22 protein-coding genes and 2 tRNA genes are annotated in these 23129 nt (G+C 60.8%); 12 read left to right on the plus strand and 12 right to left on the minus strand.

The features are described 5' to 3' along the window. Positions 1-21: 21 nt before the first annotated feature. Positions 22-1062, minus strand: a complete 1041-nt coding sequence (gene mtnA, locus SAC06_RS00270) for an S-methyl-5-thioribose-1-phosphate isomerase (protein ID WP_350258234.1) — start codon at positions 1060-1062, stop codon at positions 22-24. A gap of 177 nt (positions 1063-1239) precedes the next feature. Between mtnA and SAC06_RS00275 the strand changes: the two genes are divergently transcribed. The 8 genes from SAC06_RS00275 (at position 1240) to SAC06_RS00310 (ending at position 8074) form a co-directional block, all read left to right on the plus strand. Then, on the plus strand, positions 1240-1980 hold the full coding sequence (locus tag SAC06_RS00275) for a GntR family transcriptional regulator (protein WP_350258235.1): 741 nt from the start codon (positions 1240-1242) through the stop codon (positions 1978-1980). 154 nt (positions 1981-2134) lie between these two features. Continuing rightward, entirely contained in the window at positions 2135-4090 is a 1956-nt protein-coding gene (locus SAC06_RS00280) for an SDR family oxidoreductase (RefSeq protein WP_350258236.1), read from the plus strand. 110 nt (positions 4091-4200) lie between these two features. Next, positions 4201-4467, plus strand: a complete 267-nt coding sequence (locus tag SAC06_RS00285; protein ID WP_350259191.1) for a cupin domain-containing protein — start codon at positions 4201-4203, stop codon at positions 4465-4467. A 24-nt stretch (positions 4468-4491) separates the two neighbouring features. After that, entirely contained in the window at positions 4492-5376 is an 885-nt protein-coding gene (gene lsrF / locus SAC06_RS00290; protein WP_350258237.1) for a 3-hydroxy-5-phosphonooxypentane-2,4-dione thiolase, read from the plus strand. A 16-nt stretch (positions 5377-5392) separates the two neighbouring features. After that, positions 5393-6037, plus strand: coding sequence for a class II aldolase/adducin family protein (locus SAC06_RS00295; RefSeq protein ID WP_350258238.1), 645 nt, complete (start codon positions 5393-5395; stop codon positions 6035-6037). A 167-nt stretch (positions 6038-6204) separates the two neighbouring features. Next, entirely contained in the window at positions 6205-6708 is a 504-nt protein-coding gene (locus SAC06_RS00300; protein ID WP_350258239.1) for a DUF2975 domain-containing protein, read from the plus strand. Beyond that, a complete protein-coding gene (locus SAC06_RS00305; protein ID WP_350258240.1) occupies positions 6708-6941 on the plus strand; it encodes a helix-turn-helix transcriptional regulator in 234 nt (77 codons plus the stop codon). The genes SAC06_RS00300 and SAC06_RS00305 overlap by 1 nt, the downstream gene beginning before the upstream one ends. Positions 6942-7072: 131 nt before the next feature. Continuing rightward, the gene (locus tag SAC06_RS00310; protein ID WP_350258241.1) at positions 7073-8074 is read left to right on the plus strand and encodes an NAD-dependent epimerase/dehydratase family protein; all 1002 of its coding nucleotides are present in this window, start codon (positions 7073-7075) and stop codon (positions 8072-8074) included. 675 nt (positions 8075-8749) lie between these two features. Here SAC06_RS00310 and SAC06_RS00315 read toward each other — a convergent pair. The 11 genes from SAC06_RS00315 to dnaA form a co-directional block, all read right to left on the minus strand. Then, positions 8750-8968, minus strand: a complete 219-nt coding sequence (locus SAC06_RS00315) for a HigA family addiction module antitoxin (RefSeq protein ID WP_350258242.1) — start codon at positions 8966-8968, stop codon at positions 8750-8752. Between the two features lie 374 nt (positions 8969-9342). Beyond that, positions 9343-9418, minus strand: a tRNA-Ala gene (locus SAC06_RS00325). Positions 9419-9436: 18 nt separating this feature from the next. Beyond that, entirely contained in the window at positions 9437-9568 is a 132-nt protein-coding gene (locus tag SAC06_RS00330) for a DLW-39 family protein (protein ID WP_350258243.1), read from the minus strand. A gap of 32 nt (positions 9569-9600) precedes the next feature. Continuing rightward, positions 9601-9674: transfer RNA gene (locus SAC06_RS00335), tRNA-Ile, on the minus strand. 75 nt (positions 9675-9749) lie between these two features. Continuing rightward, positions 9750-10154 (minus strand): DUF3566 domain-containing protein, encoded by a 405-nt coding sequence (locus SAC06_RS00340; RefSeq protein WP_350258244.1) that lies wholly within the window; start codon positions 10152-10154, stop codon positions 9750-9752. After that, positions 10147-12771 carry a DNA gyrase subunit A gene (gene gyrA, locus SAC06_RS00345; protein WP_350258245.1) on the minus strand — a complete coding sequence of 875 codons (2625 nt, stop codon included), beginning with the start codon at positions 12769-12771 and terminating at the stop codon, positions 10147-10149. The genes SAC06_RS00340 and gyrA overlap by 8 nt, the downstream gene beginning before the upstream one ends. A gap of 23 nt (positions 12772-12794) precedes the next feature. Then, positions 12795-14840 (minus strand): DNA topoisomerase (ATP-hydrolyzing) subunit B, encoded by a 2046-nt coding sequence (gene gyrB, locus SAC06_RS00350; RefSeq protein ID WP_350259193.1) that lies wholly within the window; start codon positions 14838-14840, stop codon positions 12795-12797. Positions 14841-15104: 264 nt separating this feature from the next. Next, complete coding sequence (locus tag SAC06_RS00355) at positions 15105-15701, minus strand: DUF721 domain-containing protein (protein WP_350258246.1); 597 nt, start codon at positions 15699-15701, stop codon at positions 15105-15107. Then, positions 15694-17073 carry a DNA replication/repair protein RecF gene (gene recF / locus SAC06_RS00360; RefSeq protein WP_350258247.1) on the minus strand — a complete coding sequence of 460 codons (1380 nt, stop codon included), beginning with the start codon at positions 17071-17073 and terminating at the stop codon, positions 15694-15696. Before recF ends, SAC06_RS00355 begins: the two co-directional genes overlap by 8 nt. Positions 17074-17104: 31 nt before the next feature. After that, a complete protein-coding gene (gene dnaN, locus SAC06_RS00365; protein WP_350258248.1) occupies positions 17105-18241 on the minus strand; it encodes a DNA polymerase III subunit beta in 1137 nt (378 codons plus the stop codon). Between the two features lie 536 nt (positions 18242-18777). Next, entirely contained in the window at positions 18778-20256 is a 1479-nt protein-coding gene (gene dnaA / locus SAC06_RS00370; RefSeq protein ID WP_350258249.1) for a chromosomal replication initiator protein DnaA, read from the minus strand. A gap of 483 nt (positions 20257-20739) precedes the next feature. Between dnaA and rpmH the strand changes: the two genes are divergently transcribed. The 4 genes from rpmH (at position 20740) to yidC (ending at position 23099) form a co-directional block, all read left to right on the plus strand. After that, the gene (rpmH, locus tag SAC06_RS00375; RefSeq protein WP_350258250.1) at positions 20740-20877 is read left to right on the plus strand and encodes a 50S ribosomal protein L34; all 138 of its coding nucleotides are present in this window, start codon (positions 20740-20742) and stop codon (positions 20875-20877) included. 9 nt (positions 20878-20886) lie between these two features. Continuing rightward, positions 20887-21300, plus strand: coding sequence for a ribonuclease P protein component (gene rnpA, locus SAC06_RS00380; protein ID WP_350258251.1), 414 nt, complete (start codon positions 20887-20889; stop codon positions 21298-21300). Next, positions 21297-21599, plus strand: coding sequence for a membrane protein insertion efficiency factor YidD (gene yidD / locus SAC06_RS00385; protein ID WP_350258252.1), 303 nt, complete (start codon positions 21297-21299; stop codon positions 21597-21599). Before rnpA ends, yidD begins: the two co-directional genes overlap by 4 nt. Positions 21600-21740: 141 nt before the next feature. Next, complete coding sequence (gene yidC, locus SAC06_RS00390; RefSeq protein WP_350258253.1) at positions 21741-23099, plus strand: membrane protein insertase YidC; 1359 nt, start codon at positions 21741-21743, stop codon at positions 23097-23099. Positions 23100-23129 lie beyond the last annotated feature (30 nt).

Consider the following 23129-nt stretch of genomic DNA (forward strand, 5'->3'; position numbering starts at 1 on the left):
GTGTTGCATTACGTCGGGGCGCTAGAACAGGGGGCGATCTTCCACACCTGGTTCAACTACGCCATTTTCAGTGACTATTGCTGAGATGAGTTCGTGGGGAGTCACATCGAACGCCGGGTTGAATGCCTGCGCTCCTTCGGCTGCCAATGACACTCCACCAATAGTCAGTACTTCTTCAGCAGGGCGCTCCTCAATCTCAATGAGCTCCCCCCTGGGAGTGTCCACGTCAACTGTGGACGAGGGAGCAGCCACCACGAAGGGGATTCCCCGGTAGTTGGCTGCCAGTGCCAACGCTACGGAGCCGACCTTGTTCGCGGTATCTCCGTTGCGAGTAATCCGATCCGCCCCAATGACAGCAAAGTCGGCAAACCCTCTGAGGATTGTGCTTGCGGCGGCACCATCAACTTCAACCGCGTGCGGGATCCCATCGCGGCTCAGTTCCCAGGAAGTCAGGCGGGTTCCTTGGAGCAGTGGCCGAGTCTCGTCCACATAGACAAACTCCAGGCGACCCCTCAGGTGCAGCTCATGCAGGATTCCATAGGCTGTTCCCCAAGCAGTAGTGGCCAAAGCGCCAGTGTTGCAGTGCGTAACTGCCCGCAGCGGCCGGTCCCCCAGCTGATCCAGAAGCCAGTCTGCCCCTGCGCTTGCGAGAGCCCGATTTGCCTCTTCGTCTTCAGCTGCCAATTGATGTGCTTCACTTAGTGCCTGCGAAAATGCTTCATCCGTTGCCGTCAAGGCTCGAAGGCTTCCCAGCACCCTATCGGTTCCCCATGCCAGGTTTACCGCCGTAGGCCGCGCGTCACGGATACGACCTACTTCCAATGCCAGTCGATCATCGTCCCATTGCTCCCGCTGCCCTTGACTGATGGCTAGAGCAACTCCATACCCACCAGCAGCACCGAGAGCGGGTGCACCCCGCACTGCCAAGATTTGAATGGCATCAACCAAGTCAACAACATCGGTGATCTCGAGGTACTTTTCTTCCTTGGGAAGTAGAGTCTGGTCAATCAAACGAATTTGCGGTGGGTTGGTGGAGGCCACCCACTCGATTGCTTTTACCACGGCGGTTCTCCTCTGAACTTCGTCGTTCGTCTACGTCTTGGAGCATACGGTATCCAGTTGACTGACAACCTGTCAACCCTCTAGAGCTATTTGTCTCAACTCGTTGATCTAGTACCCTAGCAACATGGGGAAAATGGGCCCAGTGTCCACCTAGTTGTCAAGTAGACCGGAGCGGGTATGTCCACACAAGGATCAAGAGTTGCATTCGTGTCCCAAAGTCTTCGCGAAGCTATCGAGGGGGGCCAATATTCTCCCGGTGATCGTCTGCCTACCGAAAGCCAACTTGCCAAAGAGTTCGAAGTATCCCGCCCAACGGTTCGCGCGGCTTTGCGTGATTTGCAGGCCTTAGCCCTGGTAAAGACACAACATGGTGTCGGCACTTTCGTGCAAGAGGCACAGCCGATTCATGCTGGTCTGGAACGCCTGGACTCCATCAGCGAATCGATCAGACGTAGTGGTCACGAACCGGGAATGCAGTACCAAAGTCGAGTACTGCGCCCACTGATGCCAGAGGAAGCGGAAAAGCTGGATCTTTCCGCAGATTCTATTGCCCTTGAGATCCGGCGCTCTATCCTCAGTGACAACCAGGTGGTGGCCTACTCCTACGACCTCATGCCCGTGGGAGTCTTTCCAGAAGGTGAGGATCCCATGGTCTTGCAGGGGTCACTGTTTACCTACCTCAAGGAAGAGCGCGGCCTGTTTCCTGACTACGCAGTCGCAGAGATCCATGCAGTAAGTTCCGATCGGATCGCCTGGGATACAAGAGCTACCAACACTTTGTACGTTCTGCTCGATCAGGTGCACTACAGTGCAGAAGACGTTCCCTTGCTTTACTCCAGAACCTACTTCCTTGAGGGACGGTACGCATTCCGGGTGATCAGGAACGCGGGAACCCAGGAGATTCTCAAGAGTCAGTAGCCCTAGACTCACGTGGGACGTTCGCCCTTGCTGCCCGGAATCTGACGTCAGGCTCGTAGCCGGGATCGAACCCGAGACTTTCCAACCTTCTTCCGTTTTTTGACAATCTCTGATAGGTTGTCGGACAACGTCGTCGGTCGAAGGAGCAAGAGACGTGTCCGCTCGAACCTCATCAGATTCTATTTTCTCTCTGTCACAGCTGATTTCTGCATCGCACGTGCTTGGGAGTGATCCCTCGCTCGTGCTGCGCGGAGGAGGCAACTGTTCGGTCAAAGGGGTCTGGACCCTGCCGGACCAAACACAAGTTGAAGCTCTATACGTCAAGGGCTCGGGTCATGACCTGGGAACGTTAACCACCGATGGATTAACACCCCTGCGTCTCGAACAGGTACGTGGCTACCTAAGTTCCCCGCTTGTCTCTCAGGACTCATTAATGGACGCTCTTCTAGCGGCCCGCCTCGACCCCAGTTTTCCTGCACCTTCGGTGGAGTCATTAGTCCATGCCGCGTGGCCCCGACCCTTTGTGCTGCACACCCACGCAGATGTCGTGCAAGGCTTGACAGACACAGCAAGTGCCGCCGAGATCGCCCACCAAGTCTGGGGGGAGCGGGCACTCTTCCTCCCTTACGCCACTCCAGGACTCCCGTTAGGACTGGCCGTGGTTGAAGCCTTCAAGTCTCAGCCACACACTCAAATCCTCATCGTCGAATCCCACGGAGTGTTCACTGCCGGCGACAGTGCGGACGAAGCTCTGGACCTGCATCGCTGGGTGATCACACAAGCTGCCAAGTTCATCGACTCCCTTGATGTTCCACCGCTGAATCTGAGGTCACCTCTCGAACTTTCACCCAACACTAGCTACCAAATAGCACAGCTGCGCCAAAACCTAAGCGAGATAGCTGGGGAGCCCCTAATCCTCCGTCACTACCCCAACTCGCCTGTGGGCCGCCTCGGTGAAGACTCGCACCTACTTGCCGCCATGAAACGTGGTCCGGCCACCCCCGATCACGTCACTTGGGTTGGGCCCGGTGTGATTGAGGTGGGGAGTGTGGGCCAATATCCGGAAAAGTATCGCGAGTATGTGGCGCGTCAAGCCACACGAACAGGGTTGGAGACTGAACCTTTTGCCGGTTTTCCCCGCGCTATTGTCCTGCCCGAGATTGGCCTAGTCACCGCAGGACGACAGGGTGAGGAGGCCGATGCAACACGAGAAATCTGTGAACACACGCTAGAGGTAGTCCGAATCGCCGAAGCCTTAGGGGGCTATCGGCCAGCTCCCGAGGAACACGTTTTTGATTTGGAATATTGGCGTCCCCAACGGGAGAAATACTTCCGTCGAGAGCGGTCAGGTCCAGATGCAGGCCGGGTAGTGCTAGTGACAGGTGCCGCATCCGGAATCGGGCATGCGTGCGCAAAGGCTTTCCTAGACAGAGGCGCTAGCGTGATTGGCTGGGACCTCAGCCCAGCCGTAGTGGACGCATTTGCTTCGCCAAACTGGCTAGGTCAGGTTGTAAATGTAACCAATGTCGACCGGCAGCAGGAAGCCTTGAAAGAGGCCGTGGCGCATTTTGGTGGGTTGGACGTGTTCGTTCCGGCAGCTGGGATTTTCCCCTCAGCCGAAGACTTGTCGGAACTTAGGCTAGACGCCTGGCAACGCACGTTGGACATCAACACGACCGCTGCAGTTGCCGGTCTAAAACTATGTCACCCGTATCTCCGTCACGCGGTTGACGGAGGCTACGTCTGCGCGATCGCTTCCAAGAATGTCGCGGCACCCGGGTACGGAGCGGCAGCCTATTCAGCCTCCAAAGCGGCTTTGACTCAAGTGCTCCGGGTAGCTGCCTTGGAGTGGGCAGGTGACGGCATTCGCGTAAACATGGTCCATCCGGATGCAGTGTTCGATACAGCTTTGTGGACGCCAGATCTGCTAGCAAAGCGTGCAGAGCACTACGGTCTCACGGTCGACCAGTACAAGCGACGAAACCTACTGCATGCAGAGATCACCTCCCAGCGAGTCGGAGAGCTTACCGCCACCATGTGCAGTCAGGTCTTCTCTTGCACCACCGGTGCGGGAGTTCCCATCGACGGAGGCAATGAACGCGTCATCTAGCCGGAAAGGTAACACCCGTGAAGAAAACCAGCATCCATCAACCAGTTGTCTATCGCCACAATGATTGGGGACCAGCTTACCTACTTAGAGACGATCCATACGAGCTAGGAGTGGTCCGGCTCCGACCGGGCGACGAAGTGGACAACCATTATCATCGCCATTGCGTCGAGTCGTTCATCGTAATGGAGGGCAGTTGCACCCTGTGGGTTGACCAGGGCGCACCAGTGACCCTAACCGTCGGAGACATTGTCAGCTCCGCCGCTAACGAACAGCACTATTTGCGTAACGACACCGAGGAACCGTGCAGGTTCATTTTCTTGAAGACCCCTTCAAGCCCGGGAGATACCATCGCGGTTCCCTGGGTGCCCAGCAACTAACAGAACCAGAAAAGGAGCACTACTGTGGCCGACCTAGAAGGCAACTTGAACGCGAAGAACTTCCACACTGAAACACCAACCCCTGACTATGGGTTCCATGTCAAGGGTGCCAGCCACCTGGATTTTGGGATGAAGCGGCGCTTGTCGCGCATCTTTCAGGCGGATGGCCGGACCGTCATGCTGGCATTTGATCACGGTTATTTCCAGGGGCCCACTCGCGGCCTAGAACGAGTTGATCTCAACATTGTCCCGCTGGCACCTTGGGCTGATGCCCTTATGGGCACACGCGGGATCTTTCGATCAAGCTTCCCCGCCGATGGAAACATGCCCCTGGTTGTGCGTGCCTCAGGCGGTCCATCGATTCTTCGGGAACTATCGGACGAGCACGTGGCCTTGGACATGGCCGATGCGGTTCGCCTAGATTCCAGTGCTGTTGCAGTCCAAGTGTTTGTGGGAGGGGAACACGAGTCGCGTTCAATTCAGAATATGACCACCCTGGTCGACCAGGGAATGAAGGTAGGTATCCCAGTCCTTGGCGTCACCGCGGTTGGCAAGAACTTGGTCCGAGATTCCCGCTATCTCGGACTAGCGACCAGGATGATTGCCGAGCTTGGGGCACAGATGGTCAAGACATACTACTGCGAGCAGGATTTCGAGGAGGTGGTAGCGGGCTGCCCAGTTCCGGTCATCGTTGCGGGCGGAAAGAAACTACCGGTTCCCGAAGCGCTGGATATGGCTTACCGTTCAATCCAAGCTGGCGCGGCCGGCCTGGACATGGGTCGAAATATCTTCCAGAGACAAAGCCCAAGCGCCATGATTCAAGCAGTTCGCGGAGTTGTACATGACGGGCTGAACGTGGCTGAGGCGGTAGAACAGTATCGGGAACTGTCAGGCGGGTTGACCGACTAGAAAGGGGAATCAGCCTGTGACAAGCACCTATTTGTCCACCCGACAAGCTGTGATAGAGGTCGGACAGCGACTTTGGAAACGCGGATACGTGGCCAGCAACGATGGCAACATATCTGTCAAGGTATCGGCCGACTTGATCCTCTGCACCCCCACGGGCGTATCCAAAGGATTCATGACGCCGGACTCCTTGGCGCTGGTGCATCCGGACGGAACTGTTGTGGACCGTGGAACAGGTGGCGGTCCTTCGTCAGAGATCAAGATGCACCTTCGCGTGTATCAGGAAGATCCCTCCGTCCAAGCGGTAGTTCACGCTCACCCTCCCATTTCAACCGCATACGCGGTTCTAGGTGAACCTCTCGAAGCGAACCTATTGCCCGAAATAGCACTGCTGATGCCACGTGTACCCATTGCTCCTTATGCAACACCGTCCACCGAACAGGTACCTAATTCCGTGGCGCCGCTAGTGGCTGATCATCGAGTTTGCCTACTGGAGCAACACGGAAGTCTCTCATGGGCAGACTCACTTGAAGAAGCGTACTTAGCTACTGAACGGTTGGAATACTACGCCCAGCTTCTGTTCAACCTGCATCTTCTTGGGCGGATGCGGGAACTCACTTCCGAACAGGTTCACGCACTGCGAGTACAGTTTGGACAAGTCTAATCAGTTGCGGGGAGAACTTGACGCATCAAGTTCTCCCCGCAACTGAAGTTAAGCCTTGAACCGAAGCCCATGGACTAGACCATTGCAGGTCACGATGCTCGACACCCCTTGCCAAACAGATCGTTTATCGATATGTTTGTCTCGATTATCAATCGAAAGGGGTGGCGATGAGTCGACTGGTTTACGGCATCTTGCGCCTGATTTTGGCCCTGCTCGCAGCAATCCTGCTGTTCTTCCAGGTGCTGGCGATCATCATCATGTCCCAGCCTTGGGGGTTTGAGAGCCCGGAGGCCTACAAGTTCCTCATTTTCACCGTGCTGATTTTGGGCGCAATCTGCGTGCAGGTGGTACTGGCCTCGGTGTGGCACCTTCTCACCATGGCCTACCACGGCACGGTGTTCTCCCCCCGCGCATTCCGATCGGTCGACGTGGTGATCGGGGCGGCCGCCACCGCTGCCGTGCTCTCCACCCTGCTGACCTTTGTGCTTGGCTACCTGGGTCGAAGCACCGGCGAGATTCCGCCCGGGGCTGTCCTGATAGCCCTGATCCTGGCGCTTGTGGCTGTGGGCGTGGGTTTGATTGTCTACGTCCTCCGGCTCCTTCTGGCCCAAGCGGTCAGCCGCGACGTGGAGGCCAACCAGTTGGCGGCCGAACTGGACGGGGTGATCTGATGCCGATTGTGGTGGACATCGATGTCATGCTGGCAAAAAGGAAGATGTCTGTCGGGACGCTGGCAGAGCGGATCAACCTTTCACCCGCCAACTTGGCAGTACTGAAGAACAATCGAGCCAAGGCCGTTCGCTTCACCACTTTGGACGCCCTGTGTCGGGTGCTCGAGTGTCAACCGGGCGATCTGTTGCGGTGGGTGCCTGAAGGCGACTCGGGAACCGAAGCCAGCCAGTAGGCCACCACCAGGCGAACGAGGCGGCCCCCCTCATCCGGTTGGACGCCTCGTTTTGCTCAGCACTTTTCTAGCTGTCGTCCCAGTTGGGCCGGCCACCACTTTTTCTGGTGCCGTCCGAGAGATACTGAGGCATGAGGATTTTGCTCTTCGGAGGGACAGCTTGGCTTGGGCGAACCATCGCGCAAGCCGCGATCATAGCGAACCATGACATCACCTGCGTGGCCCGAGGCTCATCGGTCCCGGCGGCAGCTCGGCTAGTACAGCTCGATCGAGATCTGGACCAAAGCCTCTCTGCCCTGCCGGCGGGCCGCTGGGATGCGGTGATCGATCTGGCCACCCAGCCTGGACACGTCCGGCGGGCGGTGGATCAGCTCCGCGAGCGGGCCGATCACTACCTCTTCATTTCGTCCGGAAACGCCTATGCTTCGCTTTCGGACCCAGGGATTACCGAGGACGCTCCCCTCTGCCGACCGCTGGCTGCCGACTCGATGACCGCTCCCCACGACTACGGCCCGGCAAAGGTGGCCTGCGAAGAGGCTGTCCTGTCCGCGTTTGGCCCCGACCGCACCACCATCATCCGCCCGGGCCTGATTGGAGGACCGGAAGACCCAACCGGACGCAGCACGTATTGGCCCCTACGGTTCGCTCGGCCATCCAACCGCCAGGGTCGGGTGCTGGTCCCTGACGCACTCGATTACCCCACCTCGGTCATCGACGTGCGTGACCTGGCCGATTGGATCGTCCAACTGGCTGAGGTTCGTGGCGGTGGGATCTTCAATGCGACCGGCGAGGTGACCTCTCTTGGAAACCACCTTCAGCTGGCCCAAACGGTGACTGAGTCCGAGGGGAAGATGATTGCAGCAGCTCCTGATTGGCTGACTGCACAGGGCGTGCACGAGTGGATGGGCCCGAAATCGCTGCCCCTTTGGATCAGTGATCCGCAGATGCGGGGCATGGGGGCCCTGTCGAGCCTGCATGCCCTTGAGAACGGACTCTCACTTCGGCCACTCCGGGACACCCTGGCTGATTCGCTGGCGTGGGCGGTTGAGGCAAACCTCCCCACCGTGGCCGGAGCCGGACTGACCGACGGTGAGGAGCAGGCTCTGCTCACCGCTCTCGACGCTCAATGCTAGATGGATCGGAGGCAGCGCGGCTGAACCCACCGGTGGTGGCCTTAAGCGAGAAAGGCGGAAGGGCCGGGCGCGAATGTTGCGGTCCGTGCGAAATAGCAGAGAGAAGGCGCTACTGCATCTTCGTTCGCCGGCCAGGTCAATCAGCACTGTGAGAACACAAGAGAGCCGCTTCATGCCCCCTCTGAGCTACCTAGTGAAGGCGCCCTGGCAAACCGAGCTAAGGTCACCAGTTACCTAAGGTGGAAGCAATGGTGCGTCGCGGGCGAGGATAGTCTTCCACTTCATGGAGGATGGCAAAGAACACTTTGCCTAGCCGCTTTCATCGACCGGAGATACCGATCACGGGGGTCTCATCGACGAAGTGCGCACCCATCGAGCTTCACTCCAGCTCAAGCGCACCGGCCTGGATCCACACAACCCAGGCCTGTTGCAGCACCGTGACCGCCTCGTCCCTAGTGCTTCGCCCACAGGCAAATCTGAACGTCAGTTCCTCATCAAGCTATGCATCCCTAAGAGGTGAAGGACCTCCGTAGATTAGCCATCCGGAGCTGACGCGGTGCCGCAGCCACGCTTCCTCAGTAAGGCGAGCGGTGCGAATTAACGCAATCTAGCGGGAGTCTTTGCTGCGTCAAGGCTCCCCCTGGTGCACGAGTCCTGTGCTTGCTTCCAGAGGAATTAAGAATCCTGAAGGTTGAGCCAGAACTCCGCGCTTGTTCCGAGCGCCGCCGCGATCTGCGCGGCGGACTCGCGAGTGATCTCCTTCTTGCCGGAGATGATCTCCGAGACGAACTGTGCCGGTCGTCCAAGAACCTCCGCAAAATCGGCCTGAGTCCAGCCACGCGCGGCGAGCTCGTCTGCGAGGAGTTCCCCGGCCGGGAACACCTCGGCAGCCATCGGCATTCTCATGATCGGCACCCTCTTTCATTGGTAATCAACCATCTCGACGACAATGACCATCCGGCCTTCGTCATCCGTCTCGAACTTGATGATAAGACTGAACCGGTCATTCAGGCAGGTGGATGAGGTTCCGGCACGGTTGCCCTTGAGCTGCTCCAAGCGGAGGGAATGCATCGCATATAGGTCTAGTTCGTCCGTGGCCGCGCGCAGATCTGGCCGATAACGGGCGCCGCATCGAGAATGACTACGACCAAGATCAAGGACCGGGACGCCAGATCACTAAGACAAGGAAGCCAGCCTCCGTCTTCCCGAGCCCTTCGCCGTCTCGACAGGCGAAAACGCCCAAATCAGGGGCTCTATTACGTCTTGAATGGTGGAGCTAAGGGGACTCGAACCCCTAACCCCCTGCTTGCAAAGCAGGTGCGCTACCAATTGCGCCATAGCCCCGTCTGGGTGGTGTCGAATTTACTCTACCGGATCGGTGATGGGATGCCAGAGCTCTTCAGCTGTGGATAGATCCCGAATGGTCTGCCAGACCAAAACCGCTCCGGCAGCACAGGCCGCGACCACTGAGGCTCGCACCAGGAACTTTTTCATTTCTCCTCCGGTGACCTCGGTATCTGCGACGGTGGGCCTAGCTGGGCTCGAACCAGCGACCTCAGTCTTATCAGGACTGCGCTCTAACCAACTGAGCTATAGGCCCGTGGACACTGTGAAAGCTTAGCCGATTTTTCGCCGCGTCGGCAAACTGTCCCGCCCTCTCACAGTGGGAGTTGGATCACTCATCCATCAGGGAGACTTTCAGCCCTCCGACCAGCGAAGCAATCAGGTTGTAGAGCAGCGATCCGAGCGTACAAACCGCGGTGAACAGCACCACGTTCATGATCCCCAGAATGGTCGCGTAGGACATCACCCGGGGCAGTCGGACGTACTCCATCAGCTCCAGGAACGACTCGGCCCCGAGTCGGGTCAGGAAGTCCTCCACCGACCCGAACACGTCCATACCGTCCAGCAGCAGCCAGAGCGCCGCGGTGATCACGACGGTGGCAATCCCAACCGCCACCGCGAGGATGAAGCTGATCTTCAGCGCCGACCAGGGGTCAATCTTGGCCAGGGTCAGCTCGACTTTGCGCGGCTCGTCATACTCGGCCTCAACTTCCGCGACCACAGCGTTTTCACTCATTCTCGGTCCCCTCGGATTCAGTGGTCTCGGCCTCTCCCGATTCCGCGTCCTCTTGGTCTTCTTCGTCCCCACCGTTGCGGGTGATCGCGATGACCCGGTCGCTTTCATCGGGTCGCGCGAAAATGACGCCCTTGGTGTTGCGCCCCGTGGAGCGAACGTCACCTGCACTAACCCTAACCAGTTTTCCGCTCTCAGTGATAACCATGACATCTTCTTCGGGCTCAATCACGAGGGCTCCAACCAGCGCTCCGCGCTCGGGGGCCAGGTCAGCGACCTTTATCCCCAGTCCGCCTCGACCTTGAACTCGATACTCCGCCAGCGGCGTCCGCTTGGCGTATCCGCCCTCGGTGACCACCAGGAGGTCCGCATCCGGCTCGACCACCTCCATCGTCAGGAGTTCGTCTTCGGGGCGGAACCGCATCCCCATCACGCCGGAGGTGGACCGACCCATCGGGCGCAGCTGCTCGTCGTCGGCGGTGAACCGGATCGACATGCCCTGCTTGGACACCAGGATGACGTCGTCGGTGGCGTTGACGATCTCGGCTGACACCACCTCGTCCGGCTGGCCGTCCCCGTCTTCGCGCAGGTTGATGGCGATCAGACCGGCTGAGCGCGGCGAGTCGTACTCGGCCAGGCGGGTCTTCTTGACCAAGCCGGACTTGGTCGCCAACAGCAGGTACTCCGCGTCCTCGTAGGACTCGATCCGCATGACCTGGGCAATGGCCTCCCCCGGCTGGAAAGCCAGCAGGTTCGCCACGTGCTGACCCTTGGCGTCGCGCCCGCCTTCCGGCAGCTGGTACGCCTTGGCCCGGTAAACCCGTCCCTGGTTGGTGAAGAACAGCAGCCAGTCGTGGGTGGAGGTGACGAAGAAGTGTTCCACCGCGTCGTCTCCGCGCAGCTGCGCACCGCGCACACCCTTGCCACCGCGCTTTTGGGAGCGGTAGTTGTCCTCGCGGGTCCGCTTGGCGTAGCCCTCCCGGGTAATGGTGACCACGACGCGTTCTTCCGCGATCAGCTCTTCGTCGGACAGGTCTCCGCCGAACGGAACGATGGCGGTCTTTCGCTCGTCACCGAACTTGTCCACAATCACGGCCAGCTCATCGGAGATGATCTGCCGCTGGCGCGTCGGCGAGGACAGGATGTCCTGCAGGTCCTCGACCCGAGCCTTGATTTCGGCGTGCTCGTCCAGGATCTTCTGGCGTTCCAGGGCAGCCAGGCGTCGCAGCTGCAGCGCCAGAATCGCGTTGGCCTGAATCTCGTCGATCTGCAACAGCTCCATCAGCCCGGTCCGCGCTTCGTCCACCGTGGGTGAACGACGGATCAGGGCGATCACTTCGTCCAGCATGTCCAGCGCGCGCAGGTAGCCGTCCAAGATGTGCAGCCGCTCGCGCGCCTTGGCGAGGCGGAACTTGGTTCGGCGAACAATCACTTCCAGCTGGTGCTTGACCCAGTAGTGCACGAAGCCGTCGAGGCTCAGCGTGCGCGGCACCCCGTCGACCAGCGCCAACATGTTGGCGGGGAACGAGTCCTGCAGCTGGGTGCGCTTGTACAGGTTGTTCAGCACCACCTGGGCCACCGCATCGCGCTTTAGCACGATGATGAGCCGCTGGCCGTTCCGCCCCGAAGTCTCGTCGCGAATATCGGCAATGCCGGTCAGCTGGCCGGTGTTGGTCAGCTCGGCAATCTTGGCGGCCAGGTTGTCCGGGTTGACCTGGTAGGGCAGCTCCTTGATCACCAGGCAGGTGCGGCCGTGCAGTTCCTCCACGTCGACAACCGCCCGCTGCACGATGGCGCCGCGGCCGGTCCGGTAGGCCTGCTCAATCCCCTTCCGCCCCAAAATGGTGGCGCCGGTCGGGAAGTCAGGTCCCTTGATCCGTTCAAGCAGGGCCTCCAGCAGCTCCTCGCGGGTCGCCTCCGGGTGCTCCAGGTACCACTGAACGCCGGCAGACACCTCGCGCAGGTTGTGCGGGGGAATCCGGGTAGCCATGCCGACCGCGATCCCCTCCGAGCCGTTCACCAGCAGGTTCGGGAACCGAGCCGGCAGTACGGTCGGCTCCTGAGCGCGGCCGTCGTAGTTTTCCTGGAAGTCGACGGTCGCCTCGTCAATTTCCCGGGTCATTTCCATCGCCAGCGGAGCCATCTTGCACTCCGTGTACCGGGGCGCGGCCGGCCCCAGGTTTCCGGGCGAGCCGAAGTTACCCTGACCGGCTACCAGCGGGTAGCGCATCGACCACCATTGGACGAGGCGGGCGAGCGCGTCGTAAACGGAGGCGTCCCCGTGCGGGTGGTAGTGGGCCATCACGTCGCCGACCACGCGCATGCACTTGTAGAAGCCAGCGTCGGGACGGTAGCCACCGTCGTACATGGTGTAGAGGATCCGGCGGTGGACGGGCTTCAAGCCGTCGCGCACGTCCGGCAGCGCCCGACCCACGATCACGCTCATCGCGTAGTCCAGGTAGGAGCGCTGCATCTCAGATTCGAGGTCGACCGGGTCAATTCGGCCGATGACGCCCACGGTTCCCTCCCCGGCTGCGGCCGCAACCGCCTCGGCCACTTCGGCGGCCTCCCGGTTCTGGTCGGAGCTGTTCAGTTCTTCCGAATTCTTTTCGTCACTCATTATGTGGTTCCCTCCGGAAGACTCTAAGCGTCAATGAAACGAACGTCTTGGGCGTTGCGCTGAATGAAGGTTCGGCGCGATTCCACGTCGTCACCCATGAGGATGGTGAAGATTTCGTCGGCAGCGGCCGCCTCCCCCACCTCAACCTGCTTCAGCAGGCGACGGTCAGGATCCATCGTGGTTTCCCACAGCTCCTGATCGTTCATCTCACCCAACCCCTTGTAGCGCTGGATGGCCCCGTTCTTGGGCAGCTTCCAACCGCGCGCGGCTCCCTCTTCGAGGGCTTCGTCCCGCTCCGGATCGGAGTAAACGTACTGGTGCGGAGCGTTGGTCCACTTGAGGCGGTACAGCGGGGGTGTGGCCAGGTAGATGTGGCCTTCCTCCACCAGCGGCTTCATGTAGCGGAAGAAGAAAGTCATCAGCAGGGTGGCGATGTGCTGGCCGTCCACGTCCGCGTCTGCCATCACGATCACCTTGTGATAGCGCAGCTTCTCCCGGTCAAACTCTTCGCCAATGCCGGTGCCCAAAGCCCCGATCAGCGCCTGAATCGTTTCCGAGTTCATCGCCCGGTCAATCCGCGCCTTCTCCACGTTCAGGATCTTTCCCCGCAGCGGCAAAATGGCCTGGGTGTCCGGGTTGCGCCCGGTCACGGCCGAACCGCCGGCGGAGTCGCCCTCAACGATGAAAATTTCGCATTCCTCCGCATTGCGCGAGGAGCAGTCCCGCAGCTTTGAGGGCATCGAGACCGAGTCCAGTGCTGTCTTTCGCCGGGTGGCCTCGCGGGCCTTCCGGGCGGCCACGCGGGCCTGCTGCGCCGCCTGCCCCTTGGCTACGATCGCCCGGGCCTCCTGCGGATGCGCGTCCAGCCAGTCGCCAAGCAGCTGGTAAACCTGGGTTTGAACGAAGGTACGTGCCTCCGTGTTCCCCAGCTTAGTTTTCGTCTGACCCTCGAACTGCGGCTCGGTCAGTTTGACCGACAGGACGGCGGTAAGCCCCTCGCGGACGTCGTCGCCCGTCAGGTTCTCATCCTTTTCCTTCTGCAGGTTCTTGTCGCGAGCATACTTGTTGATCACCGTGGTGAGGGCGGTCCGGAAGCCCTCCTCGTGGGTTCCACCTTCGGTGGTGTTGATCGTATTCGCGTAGGTGTGGATGGTCGGTGCATACGCCTGGGTCCACCGCATCGCAATCTCCAGGGACAGGGTGCCTTCGGCGTTTTCGGTCTCCAGATCGATAATGTCGTTGTTGATTACCTGGGCCTTCTTCGTCGTGTCCAGGTACTCGACGTAGTCACGCAAACCGTACTGGTAGCAGTAGCTGACCGTGCGGAACTCTTCCTCGGTGGCGGTGACCTCTTCGGCGTCACCGGCAATCTCGTCGCCGGCCACGCTCTGCCCGGGCCGTTCGTCGGTCAGGGTGATCCGCAGGCCCTTGTTCAGGAACGCCATCTGTTGGAAACGCTGGCGCAGAACCTCGAAGGAAAAATTCACCGTCTCGAAGATCTCCGGGTCCGGCCAGAAGGTCTGGATGGTCCCCGTCTCTTCGGTTTCCTCTCCCCGAGCCAGTTGAGAAATCGGGTGGCCACCGTTGGCGAAGGACATCCGCCAGGCATAGCCCTGCCGCTTGACCACGGTGTCGACCCGAGCCGACAGCGCGTTGACGACGGAGATACCCACCCCGTGCAGACCGCCGGAAACGGCGTATCCGCCCCCACCGAACTTGCCGCCCGCGTGCAGAATGGTCATGACCACCTCGACGGTGGGCTTGCCCTCGGTTGGGTGCAGGTCCACAGGAATACCGCGGCCGTTGTCTTCGACGCGCACCCCACCATCAGCCAGGATCGTCACCTTGATGTGGTCGCAGTAGCCGGCCAACGCCTCGTCGACCGAGTTGTCCACCACCTCGTACACCAGGTGGTGCAAGCCCCGCTCACCGGTGGAACCGATGTACATGCCCGGGCGTTTGCGGACGGCTTCCAAGCCTTCCAAGACGGTGATGTCAGCCGCCTCATAATGATCGTTGCCCGGTGCCGGAGCCGAGTTGGATTCGATCTGATCCTGCCCGTCGACCATTACTTCGTTTTCTTCTGTCACCTGTCGTCTCCCTACTCATCGGCTCGGACCGACTAGGTGGGTGTCCGCACCCTGGACGAGGCGGGTCAGGCTTGCGCCAACATGGTCCCGCGGCGTAGAGCGCACTAAGGTTTCCCCCTGGCACGAGCCGATTTCATTCCTCAATATTCTAACAAATTTGGCCTGAGATTACCCATCCGGACCGGCCCAACTTGGCTTCCTGCTGCGGTTTTACGTGAGTATTCTCACCAGTTAGTGATCGGCCTAACCGTAGGTGTCCCGGGGCCCTCGACCGGGCACTCGAAACTGCCCGTGATGCCAGGACGGGGGCCGCGGTCCGTGCACCACCACCTGGCGCACGGCCTGCTCTCCCAGCTCCTCGGCCACCCGTCTCTCGATGGTCGGCAGCAGCAGGCGGAGCTGCTGCGCCCAGGCCGTCGAGTCGGTCCGCACCTGCAATTTTCCGTCCGCAAACGACTCGATCTCACAGTGCTGGGCCACCTGTGGTCCGACGATCTCCTCCCAGTGCGCAGCCACATCCCCCAAGGACAGAGGCACCTGCCATTCGGGCCGAGCTGCCAGCCGCCCAATCACCGACCCCAGCGGCTGCGGGTCAAACCTGGACGGACCGGTCCCGTTCTTGGACCGCGCCATTCCCGGGCCGGGCCGCCACCCGGTTGAGGCCGGCTCCGCCTCGTCCACCTGCTGTGGCTGCCGGGTTCCAGCCCAGTCGAATCGGCGCCGAATCGGCAGTCCAACCGAAGCTTGGCGCATCCGCTCGAAAGCTTCGCGCACGAACGCTTCCTGGTCCTCGGGCCGCCCGGCCGAGCTCTCCGGGGGAAGGTTCGGCGTCTCAGTCACCGTCGCCTCCCGCCGCTCCCGCCGACGCGGTCACCGACTCAAAACTTGCGCCCAGGGGCGACACCTGGGTGACCAGCTGCTCATCCAACGTCACTTCGAACCGCGCGGGTTCCAGCTGGGCGGGAATATCCGTCGGCACGGCCGCTGTGATCAGCACCTGCTGCACCGGGGCAATCGACTGAACCAGGGCCAGGCGGCGCCGCTCGTCCAGTTCGGCGAAGACGTCATCCAGGATCAGGACCGGGGTATCCTCGTCCGCCGTCAGCAGGTCCATTTGGGCAAGGCGGAGCGACAGCACCACCGACCAGGTCTCCCCCTGGGAGGCGTAGCCTTTGACCGGCATGGTAGCGAGCTCGGCCTCAAAGTCATCCCGATGGGCGCCGACCAGGTTGACGGCTCGGCGGAGCTCCTCGGCCCGCCGGGCCCGCAGGGCCGCCAAATACCTTCCGGCAAGCTGCTCGATCGGCGCGGACAGGTCCGGGAAGTAGCCGTTGTCCACCAGTGGGATCGCCAGGTCGGTGCCGGTGTCCAGCCCGAGGCGGGCCTCCAGCTTCTCCAGGTGGGAGCGGTATTCCAGCTCCACCGGCTTGTCGTCCTCGGACACGTTCCGGTAGTGCCGCTTCAGCCCGGGCCGGAGGGAAGCAATCACGCTGAGTCGGTGGGCACTGACCTGGGCTGAGAGGCGCGCGAGGGCCTCATCCCAGCCGGCCAGGTAGTCGTCGGCCAGGCGCAGGTCCGCATGGGGGCCAAGCTGCTTCAAAACGGCGGCGCGCTGGCGCAGCACCTGTTCCAGGTCCCGGCGCAGGCCCGCATAAGCCGGCTTCAGCTGCAGCGAAATTTCGTCCAGGAAGCGGCGCCGGGCGCCCGGTTCTCCACGCAAAAGCTGGAGGTCTTCGGGGGCAAACATCACCGTTCGTAAACTGCCGAGCAATTCCCGAGCCGGGACCGGACCCCGATTCAGGCGGGCCCGGTTAGCTTTCCCCTGCACGATTTCCAGCTCCAGCAGCCGGTCCTGGGAACCGTGGTGAACCCGCGCGCGAATGACCGCGGCCGTGGGCGGTTCCGGCGAGCCGGCCGCCGCGGCGGCGCTGGCCGAGCTGGCCGACTTGGACGACCTGGCCGCCCCGGGGTCCCGGCCCGCGTCCGGGTCGACCGGCGCCTCCGGCTCGGACTGAGCTAAGGGCCGGCGCACCAGCGCTCGGTCGGCGCTGACGCGGTGGGACGAGAAGGTCGACAGGTAGGCGACCGCTTCCACCAGGTTGGTCTTGCCGCGGCCGTTCCTCCCCAGGAAGACGACCGCCCCGGGTGGAAGCTGGAGGACCAGCTCCCGGTAGGAGCGATAGTCGTTCAGCGCCAAATCAGAGACGTACATTGCTTCGCCTCAGCGCAGGGTCAGGAGCCGGTCAGATTCCAAAGCGAATCGGCATGAGCAGGTACTTGAACCGCTCATCAATCGGCTCATTCGGTCCGGCCAGGCCGCACATGACCGCCGCCTTGGTCGGGTGGGTAAACCCGAACTGGACGTACTCCGTGTCGGTGATGGCCAGGCCTTCTTGCAGGAACTGGGGGTTGAACGCGGTTTGCAGGTCTTCAGCTGAGGCGGCCAGGCCCACGGCTTCCTGCGCCGAGGCACTTTCGCCGTGGCCGGCCTCCAGGGTCAGGACCCCGTCGGCAAACGTCAGGCGAACCGAGGTCTTCCGTTCGGCCACCAGGGATACGCGGCGAACTGCCTCCAGCAACTCCTGCCGGTTGACCGTGTAGGTGAGCGGAGTTTCGTCCGGGAACAGCTTCATCACCGGCGGGTAATCCCCATCCATCAGCACCGAGGTCGCCTGGCGTCCCCCCGCGCTGAACCCGATCATCGAGTTCCGGGAGTTGTCCGACAGTTCGGACAGGGCCAGCTCCACCTCGCCGGCAGCTGCCATCGACTTGGCCACGTCGGCCAACACCTTTGACTTCACCAGGAGCTCAGCCTGCAATGACGGGTCTTTCGGCTCCCATTCCAAAGTGCGCATAGCCAGGCGATAACGGTCGGTCGCCAGCAGCGTGATCTGCGGGCCGGAGATAACCAGCTTGAGGCCGGTCAGCAGGGGCAGGGCTTCTTCCCGCGAGGCCGCGACCGAGACCTGTTGCAAGGCCCGCGCCAACTCGGCCGAGTCTACCTTTCCCTGGACGGGAGGCATCTGCGGCAGGGTCGGGTAGTCCTCCAGGTTCATGGTCGAGAGACTGAACTCAGAGTTGCCGCAGCGAATCTGCAAGTGATTGTCAGCCAACTCCATGATCACGTCACGGTTGGGAAGTGAGCGGCAAATCTCTGCTAACAGACGGCCGGAGACGAGGACTTCACCCGGGGTTTCCACCTCTGCCTCAACCTGCGACCGGGCTGACAACTCATAATCAAAAGAGGAAAGTTCCAGCACCCCATCGGCCGCGTGCAGTCGGACCCCGGCCAGAACTGCCACCGCCGGTCGCTGCGGGACTGCCCGAGCGCTCCACTGGACTGCTTCAGAGAGAGTATCGCGGCCAACTTTGAACCTCACTGGTCCTCCTCTTTTCAAACACTTTCGACGGTGGAACCGCTCGGATGAACGACCCAGCACCGACAATCAACCTACTTCAGTCTAGCCGCTCATAGCACCCAACGAAGCCTGATGGTTACCCTGGGGAAAACCCAAACTTGTGAGCAGCGAGCCAAGCGGCACAGGGGGCGCGGAGCGTTTGCGGGCTGTCCACAAAGTTCTGTAATTACAAGTTTGGTCGTAGTAGTAGGGGCTGGGGAAACTGTGAATTAAGGGACTCTTCCGCGCCGGCATGCCAATCGCGCCTGTTGATGGAAGTGGGCAGATCCTGTGGAGTCAGCCGCAAAGCTGTGAACGCGCAAAGTCGAGTGCCGAGCCATCCCCAGCTTTAAGCCGCTCGTCAACAGCAAATCACAAGTTTTTGTCATTTCGTCCCCAGCGCCCACCCCGCTTGGCGCGGCGACAACGAAAAAGAGGGGTTGAACCTGTGGACAGGACCGAAAACTTGTAGTTTCAAAACAGGTTCGGCGGCCACTACCTCCGGGCGCCGATCCTGCCTACCGCTCGCGCGCCTTCTGTTTGATTCGGCTGGTCAGCTCCGTCACGTGGTTGTAGACCTCGCGCCGCTCCGCCATCTGGGCCGTGATTTTCCGATTGGCGTGCATCACCGTGGTGTGATCGCGCCCGCCGAACGCCTCGCCGATTTTGGGCAGGGACAGGTCGGTCAGTTCGCGGCACAGGTACATGGCGATTTGGCGCGCATTGACTGTCTTTTGGGTGCGCTCCGCGCTAGAGAGCTGCTCCATTGTCACGTCAAAATAGGAGGCGGTCTGGCCCATGATCAGCGCCGGCGTGATCTGCCCGTCGTCGGCATCCATGATCAGATCTTTCAGCACCGTGGTCGCCAGGTTCAGGTCCACCTGCTCCTTGGTCAAGTTGGCGTAGGCGGTGACGCGTAGCAATGCACCCTCCAACTCGCGAATGTTTGAGGAGATCCGGGTGGCAATGTATTCGAGAACTTCCGGGGCCACCTCGATGTTCTCGGCGGCAGCCTTTTTGCGCAGGATGGCGATTCGGGTCTCCAGGTCCGGCGGCTGAACGTCGGTGATCAGGCCCCACTCGAAGCGCGAACGGAGCCGATCCTCGAAGTCAGAGAGCATCTTTGGGGGCAGGTCGGAGGTAATCACCACCTGCTTGTTGGCGTTATGGAGGGCATTAAACGTATGGAAGAACTCTTCCATCGTCCCCTCTTTGTTCTGCAGGAACTGGATGTCGTCGATCAGCAAAATGTCGATCTCGCGGTAGCGGCGTTTGAATTCTTCGTTCTTGCCGATCCGGATCGCGTTAATGAAGTCGTTGGTGAACTCTTCGGAGTTGACGTAGCGGACCCGCAGGTGCGGGTACAACGCCAGAGCGTAGTGACCGATGGCGTGGAGCAGGTGGGTTTTCCCCAGCCCCGACCCGCCGTAAATGAAGAGGGGGTTGAAAGAGTTGGCCGGCGACTCCGCCACCGCCGAGGCGGCCGCCTGGGCGAATCGGTTGGAGGGGCCGATCACGAAGGTGTCGAAGACGTAGCGCGGGTTGAGTCGGGTGGAAGAGACCGAGTCGATCGCCATCTGCGGGGCCACGCTGGGGAGCGGAACCGTGTTGTGCGAGGGTGGGGCGGGCATAATCCACTGCTCCGCTTCGGCCGGTGCCGGGGTCTGAGGATTGGGTGAGGCGCCCGCCGGTTGGTTCGGTCCGGAGGACGAGGTGGCTGCGAGCGCTTCCTCGCCCAGGGAGGGATCAATGGTGAAGGCCAGTTGAACCTGACGGCCGAGCTCGGCAGCCAGCGCGTCGATTATGGGTTGGTAGATTCGATTCTCAATGAAGTCGCGGGTGAAGTCGTTCGGAACTGCCACCAGGATGGTCCCATCCAGATCACCCTTGGCTTTGGCCATGCGCAGCACCGGAGCGTGACCGAGCTTGACGTTGTAGTCGACGATGACCTGCTCCATCGCCTTAGTCCAAGCTTGGTGAAGCAAATCCTCTGACATTGTTGGACGATCCCATTCCCCTGATTGATGTCTACGTCGGCGCGAAGGGCGTGAAGTTAACCACGCCGAGGCAGCGCTGCTACCCAGATAGTCTACATAGTTATCAACCGCGTTCCACAGGTTGTGGGAAAACCTGTGGATACGCACGGATGTAGTTACATCGGTGTAATTCCAAGCTTTAAGGCGTGGTGGCAACCAAAGACAGCCGGAGTTACCCACGGGGTGAGGACAACTCTGTGGAAACAGAGGTGGTCCAATCCACGAAGTTATCCCCAACTGTGCACTAAAATCGGTTGACCCCGAGATGACGACAGTCCGGGCGGGGGTGATTGACCGAGGGGGACCCGGTTGGGTAGCCTTTTCAGGCACGTGTGAGCAGGGTTTTGTCTGCATTTTTGACAGGACCTGACCCGCACCCAGGACGCGGCGAGTTTGATCAACGTCAACTCGGCGATCGGACCCCGCCAATTGAGGAGTAGTACCGTGACTAAGCGTACGTATCAACCGAATAACCGTCGGCGCCACAAGGTGCACGGCTTCCGCCTGCGGATGCGCACCCGCTCGGGCCGCGCAGTGCTGGCCAACCGGCGCCGCAAGGGCCGTTCGCGCCTAGCCGTCTGAGACGAACCGGTGCTGCCGCGCCAAAACCGACTGGTCGAGTCCGCCGCTTTCAAGCGGGCACTTCGAGTCGGGGCTCGAGGCGGTAATCGTTTCCTAGCGGCCACGATCGCCGTACCACCAGTGGGTACGGCGATTTGTCATCCCCAGAAAGGTGAGGCGGAAACTTCGGTTCGTGTTGGGCTGATCGTGGCTAAGCGCGAGGTTCCCACCGCCGTTGCTCGGAACCGGCTCAAGCGGCAACTCCGCCACCTGATGCGACCCCGCCTCGGCAACTTTGACCCCGGAACCGATATCGTGCTGCGAGTGTTCGGTCGCTGCCAGGGGCTGAGCAGTACCGAATTGGCACTTCACCTCGACAAGGCGCTGGCGCAGGCGCAACGGAAGCTGTTGGGCCCCCAGGCGATGGTGAAAGGTCGGCCATGATCAACCCGGTGTCGGCGGCGCTGCAGTGGTTGGTTCGCGGCTATCAGAAGTTCATCTCCCCCGCCCTGGGTCCAAGGTGTCGGTACTACCCGAGCTGCTCCAACTACATGCTCGAGGCACTGCGGGTACACGGGGCGATCAAGGGTTTGCTGCTGGGCACCTGGCGGGTGCTCCGGTGCAACCCCTGGTCGCTGGGCGGGGTCGATCATGTCCCCGAAAAGGGCAAGTGGAAAGCCCCGGAGTGGATCCCCCCAGACGACTGGGTCGGCCACGATCTGCCCGATCAAAAGGACAGGTAAAACGAGGCTAACGCCATGATTCGGGCCCGGGTGTGGCTCCGCTAGACTGGCTAAGATAAGAGAGGCGATTTTCGCCTCAGACTGCTGGAGTTTCTCGGTTCCGGAAGGGGCCGGTGGTAGAAGTTCGGTTAGGAGTCCTGAGTGGACACTTGGTTACATTGGATTATCGTTGCGTTTGCTTGGATCTGGGTTAAGATCCACGACGTGGTGGTGGCGCTGGGCCTCGGCTTTGGTGGCGGGGCTGGCTGGATCATCTCGATCGTTATCCTCACCCTCCTGGTGCGCGCGGCAATCATCCCGCTGTACTTGAAGCAGATCAAGTCCCAGCGGGGAATGCAGGCCATCCAGCCGGAGATCCAGAAGCTACAGGCGAAGTACAAGGGTAAGACCGACCAGGCATCGCGTCAGCGCCAAAGTGAAGAGTTGATGGCGCTGTACAAGAAGAACGGCACGTCGCCGTACTCTTCCTGTCTGCCGCTCCTGGTACAGATGCCCGTGCTGTTTGCTCTCTACCGCGTTATTTTCGCCGTCCAGCAACTCAATGCCGGTACCTACGTTTACGACAACCTTGGCCCTTTGACCAAGGAGGTGGCGGCTGAGATCGCCAACTCCAAGTTCCTGGGGATCGGCCTGTTCGAGAGCCTAAACTCCACTCCGGGCGCGCTGAAGATTGTCTTTGTGGTCCTGATCGGTCTGATGGTCCTGTTCCAGTTCCTGACCATGCGGATGTCGATGACGAAGAACATGCCGCCCGCGCAGGATCCGAACAACCCCATGGTTCGCTCGCAAAAGACCATGATGTACATGATGCCGGCCATGTTCATCTTCATGGGCTTCATCTTCCAGATGGCCCTGCTGATCTACATGATCACCACCACGATTTTCTCCTGGGTGCAGCAGGTTTGGGTCATCAAGGCCCTACCGACCCCGGGTTCTCCCGCTTACGACGAGCTGATTGCCAAGCGCGAAAAGAAGTACCAGCAGTGGGGTCAGCCCTACTTTGAAGGTTACGACCGCGAGCTAGAGCAGCTGACCCAGTCGGCCGGAACTGATTCGGAAGCAGCCTCTGACCTGGCCGTAAAGACTCTGGCCGAGGCGAAGAAGCGCGCCAAGGGCGAGAAGGTTGACGTCGACTTCCCAGAAGAGTGGTCGACCGAAGAGCAACTCAGCGTGTTGCGTGGTCTGGCTTTTGACGACTGGAAGGCGCTGCCCGATGAAACCTGGCTGCGCGAACTGAAGAAGACCAAGGCCTCTGCGGCCGATGCCAAGACCCGGAAGCAGCCGAAGAAGCTCTCGCGTGAACAGCGGATGCGTCGCGCCCAGCTGGAGGCGGCCGACGCCGATGCTCAGGCCAAGTACGAGGAGCGGCAGGCTCGAAAGGAGCAGCAGAAGGCGGCCAAGGCCGGCACGACGCTGACTCCGGAAGAGGTTGAGCGTCGCCGGCAAGAACGTCGCGCGGCTGAACGCAAGCAGCGCAAGCAGGGCAAGAAGAAGAAGTAGCGGATTCTCAAGACGAAGGTTGGTTGAATG

This window comes from Scrofimicrobium sp. R131 (assembly GCF_040256745.1).
In the GTDB taxonomy this organism is placed as follows: Bacteria; Actinomycetota; Actinomycetes; order Actinomycetales; family Actinomycetaceae; genus Scrofimicrobium; species Scrofimicrobium appendicitidis.